The following is a 622-nucleotide window of genomic DNA, read 5'->3' as shown; positions in this document are numbered from 1 at the left end:
TTTTCTACTTTAATTTCGTTTAGTTCTGTGAGACCTGGATCTCGTTTTTAAGTCGATGAAAACCAAAGTAGCTGTTCTTTCCAATCATTCTCTTATGGATAAAATTAAACATTTTTACGGAGTAGACATCAGTAAATCATTCTTTGATGTAGTAAATCAAGATGGAAAGCATGATCAATTCTCCAATGATGTAAAAGGCTTTAAAGGCTTACTGAAGTTCATTCAAAAAGACAGCCTGGTAGTTATGGAAGCCACTGGCTACTATCACTACAGATTAGCTCAGTATTTATATGAGAAAGGTATAACGGTGTCGGTTGTGAATCCACTTTCGGTCAAGCGTTTTATTCAGATGAAACTCTCTAAAATCAAAACCGATAAGAGCGATGCTAAAGCGATCTGTGAGTATGCCCAGGCAACACAAGTTCCATTATACACTGCCAGGAATGCAGTTCAAGCAGAGTGTTTGCAGTTACTGAGTCTTCAGGATCTATACCTAAAACAACGCACTGCTGTTAAGAATAAGATCCATGGAGAGAAAGCTCTAGGTACACCTTCAAAGACTGTAAGTAGATCACTAGTGCGAACGCTAAAGCAATTAGAGAAGGAATTAGATCAGATTGAA

Annotated in this window: 1 protein-coding gene; it reads left to right on the top strand. The window is 37.6% G+C overall.

Annotated elements, in window-relative coordinates:
* Positions 1-94: 94 nt before the first annotated feature.
* Positions 95-622: IS110 family transposase (locus tag ML462_RS16025; protein ID WP_240714843.1), on the top strand; the 528-nt coding region annotated here is incomplete at its 3' end.

The sequence above is a fragment of the Christiangramia lutea genome (assembly GCF_022489035.1).
GTDB lineage: Bacteria > Bacteroidota > Bacteroidia > Flavobacteriales > Flavobacteriaceae > Christiangramia > Christiangramia lutea.
This window is presented reverse-complemented; position numbering and strand designations above follow the sequence as displayed.